This is a genomic window from Paraprevotella clara YIT 11840, assembly GCF_000233955.1.
In the GTDB taxonomy this organism is placed as follows: Bacteria; Bacteroidota; Bacteroidia; order Bacteroidales; family Bacteroidaceae; genus Paraprevotella; species Paraprevotella clara.
Genome location: NZ_JH376650.1, coordinates 1 through 520, shown reverse-complemented (window position 1 = coordinate 520; position 520 = coordinate 1). Strand labels below are relative to the sequence as shown.

The 520-nt window shown below is 41.9% G+C and carries 1 protein-coding gene; it reads left to right on the top strand.

Translation table 11 applies throughout. The annotated features are described in order from the left end of the window. A partial coding sequence (locus tag HMPREF9441_RS16150) for a hypothetical protein (protein ID WP_008622976.1) occupies window positions 1-520 on the top strand: 520 nt, incomplete at both ends.

Genomic DNA, 520 nt, shown 5'->3' with positions numbered 1-520 from the left:
GTTGCACTACGCTAACGCATACTCAAACCATAAAAGTAGCTGACAATATACCGCCTACTTTCGTAGGAACTCTTCCGCAAGATATTACTATAGAAGAGGGTAATGTTACCCCTACACAAGTAGTACTTACCGCTACAGATAACTGTGGAAGTGCTTCAGTAAGTACCACACAGCAGACGGTAAAACAGAATGGTAAAGTAAGCAAATTGTTGTATATATGGAAGGCAAAAGATGCTTGTGGCAATCAGGCAGTTTATACTCAGACTATTGTCTTCACACCTAAAGCAGCAACACCTCCTTTGGCATTTGTAGCTGCTACTTTGCCTCAAGACCTTAACCTTAGTTGTGCTAAGGAAGTACCTACAGCAGTAATGCCTACCACAACAGGGGGCTGTGCGATTGTTAGCTATCGTATGGAAGAGAAGAAAACTGCAGTATTGTGCGATAATCGTTTTACTTTATTGCGCATCTTTACCGCAACTGATGGTTGCACTACGCTAACGCATACTCAAACCATAAA